This is a genomic window from Nocardiopsis sp. TRM 82005, from assembly GCF_056312425.1.
In genome coordinates this window covers 244,653-251,840 of record NZ_JBWDTQ010000001.1, presented here as the reverse complement: position 1 = coordinate 251,840, position 7,188 = coordinate 244,653, and the positions used below count along the sequence as shown (strand labels likewise).

Annotated in this window: 5 protein-coding genes and 1 tRNA gene; 1 reads left to right on the top strand and 5 read right to left on the bottom strand. The window is 69.0% G+C overall.

What is annotated here, in order from left to right:
• Window positions 1–297: 297 nt before the first annotated feature.
• Both AC0T5L_RS01095 and AC0T5L_RS01090 read right to left on the bottom strand, forming a co-directional pair.
• A tRNA-Met gene (locus AC0T5L_RS01095) sits at window positions 298–371 on the bottom strand.
• Window positions 372–540: 169 nt separating this feature from the next.
• A complete protein-coding gene (locus tag AC0T5L_RS01090) occupies window positions 541–3,492 on the bottom strand; it encodes a UPF0182 family membrane protein (RefSeq protein ID WP_476163422.1) in 2,952 nt (983 codons plus the stop codon).
• A gap of 295 nt (window positions 3,493–3,787) precedes the next feature.
• Between AC0T5L_RS01090 and AC0T5L_RS01085 the strand changes: the two genes are divergently transcribed.
• Window positions 3,788–4,309 carry a PPA1309 family protein gene (locus tag AC0T5L_RS01085; protein ID WP_476163404.1) on the top strand — a complete coding sequence of 174 codons (522 nt, stop codon included), beginning with the start codon at window positions 3,788–3,790 and terminating at the stop codon, window positions 4,307–4,309.
• A gap of 122 nt (window positions 4,310–4,431) precedes the next feature.
• Here AC0T5L_RS01085 and AC0T5L_RS01080 read toward each other — a convergent pair whose 3' ends face one another.
• The 3 genes from AC0T5L_RS01080 to AC0T5L_RS01070 form a co-directional block, all read right to left on the bottom strand.
• Window positions 4,432–5,490, bottom strand: a complete 1,059-nt coding sequence (locus AC0T5L_RS01080) for a YlbL family protein (protein ID WP_476163421.1) — start codon at window positions 5,488–5,490, stop codon at window positions 4,432–4,434.
• 95 nt (window positions 5,491–5,585) lie between these two features.
• Window positions 5,586–6,023, bottom strand: coding sequence for a molybdenum cofactor biosynthesis protein MoaE (locus AC0T5L_RS01075; RefSeq protein ID WP_476163403.1), 438 nt, complete (start codon window positions 6,021–6,023; stop codon window positions 5,586–5,588).
• A gap of 78 nt (window positions 6,024–6,101) precedes the next feature.
• Complete coding sequence (locus tag AC0T5L_RS01070) at window positions 6,102–7,169, bottom strand: NAD-dependent epimerase/dehydratase family protein (protein ID WP_476163420.1); 1,068 nt, start codon at window positions 7,167–7,169, stop codon at window positions 6,102–6,104.
• Window positions 7,170–7,188: the final 19 nt, after the last annotated feature.

The window sequence follows — 7,188 nt, the reverse complement described above, 5'->3', positions numbered from 1 at the left end:
GGATTTGAACCTGCGACCTCTGGGTTATGAGCCCAGCGAGCTACCGAACTGCTCCACCCCGCGTCGTTGTGTCTCCATTCAGGGGCTCGCACCCCCGGGAGTGAATCGGCCTTCCTCGCGAAAAACCGCCGGAGACTCCCTGACCCGCCAGTTTCCCGACCGGCCTTCAGCCACCCTACCAGGGCCTGAGCCCTGCTCCGCCCACCCGGACGCCCTCCTTGGAAGACATCCGACCGACCGGCAAAGGAAGGTGGCAAAAACCACCGGACCCGGGATTTCTCCCGAGTCCGGGTCTAGTAGCGGGGACAGGATTTGAACCTGCGACCTCTGGGTTATGAGCCCAGCGAGCTACCGAACTGCTCCACCCCGCGTCGTTGTGTCTCCACGTTAGCGCGCTTCGGACGAGAACCCAAATCAACGGATCGAGACGTGGACCACCCGGCTGACGAGCGTACCCGGACCGGGGAGAACGAGCGGGGCGGAGCCCGAAGGCCCCGCCCCGCGCCGTCCGGGACGACGAACTGCTCCCGGAATGAGGAACTACTCGTTCATCTGCTCCTCAAGGGCCTCCAGAGCCTCACGCAGGCGCTCGTTGGCCTCCTCGTTCGACTCCTGGGCCTCCTCCCAGGCCTCGACGGCCTCGTTGAGGGCGTCGGTGAGGTCCTGGTCGCCGCCGCCCTCACCCTCGCCGGCTCCGGCCTCCGGGGTCTCCTCAGGGGACTCCTCGGCGCCCTCCTCGGGAACCTGGGCCTCTCCGTCGAAGAGGTTGCTGAGCGCGTCCGGCAGACTGCTGCCGATCGCGACCTCCTCGCCGAAGCCGACCATGACCTGCTGCAACAGCGGGAAGGATGCGGCTCCGCCGCCACCGGCCTGCACGTACAGCGGCTCGACGTAGAGCAGGCCGCCCGAGAACGGCAGCGTGAGCAGGTTGCCCCGCGTCACCTCCGCGTTGGACTGCTCCAGCGGCAGCAGCACCTCGCGAACGTTGGCGTCGGCGTCGAAGGCGTTCTGCACCTGTCCGGGACCGAAGATCACCGTGCTCCTGGGCAGCTCCAGCAGCTTGAGCTGTCCGTAGTCGTCCGAGCGCGGATCGCTGTCCACCGCCATGAAGGCCGCCAGGTTCTCACGGCCCCGCGGCACGAAGGTGCTGGTCAGCGAGAAGGTGGCCTCTTCCTCGCCCGGGTAGTTGATGGTCTGGCGGTAGGGCGGCTCGGGAGCCTCGGTGCCGCCGGTCGGGTCGTTCGGAACCGACCAGAAGTCCTGACCGCCGTAATAGGCGGCGGCGTCCGTCACGTGGTACTCGCGCATGATCTCGCGCTGCACCTTGAACAGGTCGTCCGGGTAGCGCACGTGGTCGGTGAGCTCGTCGCTCATCTCGTCCTGGCTCTTGACGGCCCCCGGGAAGGCGTCCATCCAGGTCTTCAGGACCGGGTCCTCCTCGTCCCAGGCGTACAGGGTGATGGTGCCGTCGTAGGCGTCGACGGTGGCCTTCACCGAGTTGCGGACGTAGTTGACCTCGTTGCCCGGCAACGCGCCGACCTGCTGGGCCGACCCGTTGGTGAAGGAGTCGGTCACTGCCTGGTTGAAGTCGATCCGGTTGGCGTACGGGTAACCGTCGGACGTGGTGTAGGTGTCCACGATCCACTGGAGCCTGCCGTCGACGACCGCCGGGTAGGGGTTGCTGTCCACGGTCAGGAACGGTGCGACCTTCTCCACGCGCTCCAGCGGGTCGCGCTCGTAGAGGATGCGCGAATCGCCGGTGATGGCGCTGTTGAGTAGGATGTTCGGTTCCTGGTACTTGATCGCGTACAGGACACGGTCGAAGAAGGAGCTCAGCTGGACGCCGCCGCTGCCCTCGTAGCGGTTGTAGGCCTGCGAGCCGCCCTCGGCGCCTCCGCTCTCGGCAGGGGCCTCCTCCTCGGTCTGCTCGGTGCCCTCCTGGTCCGCGCCTTCCTGGTCCGCGCCCTCCTGGTCGGAGTCGGCCGGGGCGCGCGCCTCGTCCGGAGTCGGACTCACCTCGGGTTCGACGGCGTCCTCCAGGGTCGGCACGTCGCCGGTTCCCTCCTCGGCGTCGAGGGGGTAGTCGTACTCCTCCTCCGCCTGGACGATGGCGTAGTCGGCGCCCTCCCGGCCGTAGTAGACCCTCGGCTCGTACTCGCCGACGGCGTCGCTCAGCTCACCGCGCGGCGGAATGTTGTACTCGGTGAAGACCGGACGGCCCTCGGCGTCGATCTGGGTGCCCGCGGCGGCGACCATGCCGTAGCCGTGGGTGTAGATCAGGTGCCGGTTGAGCCAGTTGTCCTGGTCCGAGGGCGGCCCGTCCAGCTCGCGGACGGCCACGACCGTGTCGATCAGGTTGCCGTCGCCGTCCGGGTAGCGGTCGACCTCCAGCACCTCGGGGAACTGGTAGAAGCCGCGGACCTGCTGCATCTGCTGGAAGGTCTGCGAGACCACGGAGGGGTCGACCAGACGCACCGTGGTGCCCTGGGCCTCCTCCACCAGGTCCTGCGCGCTGAGCTCGGTGGTGGCGTCGTAGGCCTGCACATCGGCGTCGGCGATGTCGTAGGCATCGCGTGTGTACTCGATGTTGCGCTCGATGTAGGGGCTCTCCAGGCGCTGCTCGTTCGGGTCGACCTGGAAGTTCTGCACGACCGCGGGGTAGGCCACACCGACCAGCACCGCTGACAGCACCAGCAGACCGAGGCTGGCCATGGGAACCATGGTGTTCTTGAAGTAGATGTTGGCGAAGAACAGCACGGCGCAGATGACCGAGATGACCGTGAGGATCAGCAGGGCGGTCTTGACCGCGTTCACGTCGGTGTAGGAGGCACCGAAGGTGTAACCGCGATCGGAGAAGACCAGGCCGTAGCGGTCCAGCCAGTAGGAGCAGGCTCGCAGCAGCACGAACAGACCCAGCAGCACCGACAGGTGTACGCGGGCGGAGGGTGTGGCGCGCTGGCCGGAGTCGTTCTGTAGGCGCACGCCGCCGTACAGGTAGTGCACGATCACAGCGGCGATGAACGCCAGGATGACGGCCGCGTACAGATACCCGAGCAGGACTCGCAGGAACGGGTAGGTGAACGCGAAGAACGAGATGTCCATGCCGAACTCGGGGTCGTTCACCCCGAACGCGGTGCCGTTCATGAACTGTAGGTAGGAGCGCCAGTCACCGCTGGCCGCGGCTCCGGCCAGCAGGGCCAGGGCGCCCACGGCGATCCAGAAGAACAGCTTGCGGTGCGGGTCGATGGACTGCCGGTAGCGGTCCAGGCCCTGCTGTTCCAGACTCATCGGCCGGATACCGGGCCGGGAGCGGTAGGCGAAGAAGATGCTCGCGCCGACGATGACGGCCATGACCAGGCCGGCGATGGCGAACAGCAGCACGCGGGTCCACAGCTCGGTCAGGAAGACCGAGGTGTACCCGACGGAGCCGAACCATTTGTAGTCGGTCCAGAAATTCGCGGCGAGCATCAGCCCCGCGATGATGACGACCACGGTCGCTGCGACTGGCGCGAGCAACCTTGATCGGCGAGGCATACGCGCAGGTGGTGCGCCGGGCGATCGGAAGCTCACGCCTCTCCCTCGGTTTGCTTGGTAGGTGCGTTCGGTGCGCGGGTTAGCGCTCTGTCTCTGAAAAACTTAAACGGAGGCCGTCAGGTTCCCGGAACTGCCCTCGTTCGGGTGACAAGGCTGCATCGTTGGTGTATCGGAGCGACATCCGGGTCCCTATGGCGACCCTACTGTCCAAAAACGGAGACGGAAGGGCTCCCGCATCGGTCACTATGGAAACGTGTCGAACATTCGCGAAGCCGTCATGGACCTCGAACGCCACGCCGCGGAACAGGGCTGGGACCGACCAATCGGGCTGTATGCCCTGGTCCCCACCGCCGAGCTGCTGAAAGCGGAGCCCGCGCTGGCCGAACTGCTGGGGATCGACTCCCCCGAGGATCCCGACGAGTTGACCCCAGTCGAACAAGAGCAGTTGTCGGACGACGTCCCGCTGGAGGAGGCGTTGGGCCGCATCATGTGGCCGGAGGGCGTCGCCGGGTGCGCGCTGGTGATGGAGCGCCTGGTGGTGAAGGGCTCGGACGAGACCCTGGCCCTGGGTGAGGACCCGAGTACCTCCGACAAGGAGACCGAGGAGATCCGCATGGTCGCCGGGATCCTGCGCGACGGTTCACGGCACTGCGCGATGCGCATGCGCAGCCACGACAGCGACTCGGAGGTGCTCAACGGCGCGGACCTGGTCCCCGCGCTGACCTCGGCGCTGGCTCTGACCCTGGACATCGAGGAGGAGCCGGGGCAGGACTGACGGGGCGCCCGAGCAAGGAGGGGCTCCGCGCCGCAGGCGTCCGTTGAGGGTGGCGGAGGGCGACGGGCGGGCGGAGCGGAGCCCGAAGAGAACACCGCCCCGAAGACAACACTCCCTACCCCCTACTCGCAGCCGGGCAGCTCGCCCTCACCGGCACGGATGGTCCCGAGCGCGTCCACCGCGTCGGTGAGGGTCTCGATCCGCACCACGTCCAGTTCCCCGTAGGCGGCCGACTGGGACACCTGGGAGCAGCTGTCGGCGGCCACGAAGAAGTACTCGGCCCCGTCGCGCTGGGCGCTGACCATCTTCTGCTGGATGCCGCTGATCCCACCGACCTGGCCGTCGGCGGTGATGGTGCCGGATCCGGCGACGTGCGCCCCGCCGGTGAGGCCCTCCTCGCTGAGCCGGTCCATGATCCCGAGCGCGAACATCATGCCCGCGCTGGGTCCGCCGACGTCGCCGATGGTGATCTCCACGTCCACGGGGAAGTCCATCTCGTCGGCGATGAGCACGCCGATCGCCGCGCCGCCCGACTCTCCGTCCTCGGTGGTGACCTCCACGTCGACGGCCTCACCGCCACGGTCCAGGGTGAGCTCGACCGGCTCGCCGGGCTCGCGGTCGCCGACCATGTCCACGACCGCGGTACTGCCCACCGAGGTCCCGGCGTCGCCGCCCTCGGTGGGCAAGGGCTCGCCGTCCACCGCCAGGATGAGGTCGCCCTCCTCCACCACGCCGTGCGCGGGCATGCCCTCGACGGTGCTGTTGACCACGGGGACGGCCTCGTACCCCATACCGAGTTCGTTGAGCGCGGCCGCGGTGGCGTTGGTCTGCGAGTCGTTCATCTGCACGGTCTGCCGCTCGCTGACCTCCTCGGGCGTGCGTCCCGCGGGGAAGAGCAGCTCCTCGGGCAGGACCGCCTGGGTGGGTGAGAGCCACGCGGTGACGACGGTGAGGAAGTCGAGCCGGTGCTGGGGCCCGCCCGCGTACTGAACGGTCACCATGGACAGGGAGCCGTCGTGCTCGTAGTCCTGCGCGCCCTCGATCTGGATGACCGGCTCTTCCTGGGCCTCCCCGATCGTGTTCGCCGTGAGGCCGGGTGCGGCCACCAGGTAGGGGACGGGGAGGAAGAGGCTGCCGATCCCGAGCCCGACGAGAAGGACGAGAGCGACAACGAGGGTCATGACACGACGAAGCATGCGCACAGCCTATTGCGGCCGGAGACCCGGGGGCGTCCGTCCACAGCCCTGCTTCACGCGGCCCGCGCCGCGCCGCCCGTTCAGGGTGAGCCCACCCACTCGCTCTCGCCGTCCCCGAAGTCCTGCTGCTTCCAGATGGGCACCTGGGCCTTGAGGTCGTCGATGAGGCGGCGGCAGGCCTCGAAGGCCTCCTGCCGGTGCTCGGCGGCCGCGGCCACGACCACGGCGGTGTCGCCGATCTCCAGCCGGCCGACCCGGTGCGCCGCGGCCATCCTCACAACCGGGCGGTCCGGAACGGAGGTGTCACCGAGCACCTTCTCCATGACGGCGCGCAGACGCTCCTCCACCGACGGATGCGCGGTGTAGGCGAGCCGGGCGACGTCGCGGCCGTGGTCGCGGTCGCGAACGGTGCCGACGAACACGGCCGTGCCGCCCGCGCGCGGGTCGGAGACCGCGGCGAGGACCTCGTCCACCGAGAGGGGGGTGTCGCGTACGGACGCGAGAGTGATCTCTTCCACGCTATGACCGTACCAATCGGATGTCGTCCCATGTCGGAACGGGAACGTGCGGAACGCGCTCGCGGCGGCGCTCCGGGGTCAGACGCCCTTGCGCTTGCGCAGGTGGCGGATGGCGGCGGCGGTACCGATGGCCGCGGCGGCGGCACCGGCGGCACCGGCCGCGGTGATGGTGGCCTCCTTGCGGCCCAGGCTGCGGCCCACCAGAGCGGGCTTGCCGCTCCTGGACTCCAGGAGAGCCGCCAGGGCGGACTCGTTGTCGTATCCGGGCTTCCATCCGGCGTCGCGCAGCGTCGAGCAGTCCACCACACACGGGTAGACGAGGAACTGCAGCTCCCCCTCCGCGGCCGGGGTGATCCGAGCCTGGTGGAGGCGGCGGACGGCGCCGAAGGCCAGGTTGGCGGGCACCTCGAAGTGCTTCATCCCGGCGGTGCGCTCCACCTCGCCCTGTGAGAGGGAACCCTCGCTGGCCACGGCGACCACACCGTCGGGGCCGTCCACCCCGTGCATGGCGCAGAAGGCCAGGGCGCTGGCCAGGTCGTCCTCGTGGCAGAACTGCCAGTGCTGTTCGTGCCTCTTGACGGTGAGCAGGCGGGGCGCGGAGAAGTGGCGGCTGAGCAGGGTGTCGCGCTCGGGTCCCACGAGCGCCGCCGGGCGCACGACGGTCACGGCGAGGCTGGGGTGTGCCCGGCGGGAGCGCTCCGCGAGGGCCTCGATCTCGGCGAAGTCGCCCATGAGCCCCTCGCTGTTGTCGGACACGCGTGGGGCGTTCTCAGCGAGCGGCACGGGGTTGTCCGGGGCCGCGCCGTAGACCATGGTGCTGGTCACGAGGATGACACGCGGGACCCCTGAGGCGGCCGCGGCGGTGAGGACCGTCTGGACCGCGCGGATGTTGTGCGCACGGCGCCGCGCGGGACGGGTCTCAAGGGAGCGGTCGTCGGCGGTGTGCACGAGCACGTCGACCCCGTCGAGCCGGGAGACCAGTCCGGGGTCGCACACGTCGGCGATACGCCATGTGACCCCGCGCAGGTCGGCGAGCTCGTCGTCGATGGCGACAACCTCCCGGGGGAGCGCGGAACCTTCCGGCGTGGCCAGGCGTTGCACGAGGAGTCGGCCCACACCGGACGCGGCACCGGTCACAGCGATCACGCTGTCCGTGCCGCCCGGG

Bases quoted from the DNA above. Each gene is read 5' to 3' on its own strand.
- AC0T5L_RS01080 (WP_476163421.1), bottom strand. From the start codon at position 5,490: ATGACCCTCGTTGTCGCTCTCGTCCTTCTCGTCGGGCTCGGGATCGGC.